The organism is Pseudoalteromonas sp. S408, from assembly GCF_005886645.1.
Classification (GTDB): Bacteria; Pseudomonadota; Gammaproteobacteria; order Enterobacterales; family Alteromonadaceae; genus Pseudoalteromonas.
On the sequence record NZ_PNDY01000093.1, the window covers coordinates 1 to 252 of the forward strand.

The window sequence follows — 252 nt, forward strand, 5'->3', positions numbered from 1 at the left end:
ACAGTAATACTGATCATGCCGAAAAGGATACCTTTTGGGGAGTTAACTTTTCGATGCCGCTTTTTGAGCAGGCTAAGCTAAACGACCCTACGGAAGCGGCACCAGCGCCGATTTTAGATAATCATAAAAGGCGTGAGGCTGCATTTGAAGCGCACTATCAACAGCAACGAGAATTAGCTCAAAAGCCGCTAGAAGAAGCTAAGCAAGAAGTAACTGAGCGTGATGAATACAGAAAGTCACTTACGCTGCAAA

The 252-nt window shown here is 44.8% G+C and carries 1 pseudogene; it reads left to right on the top strand.

Annotated elements, in window-relative coordinates:
• A pseudogene (locus CWB62_RS18575) lies at window positions 1-252 on the top strand (YjbH domain-containing protein); the annotation flags it as partial.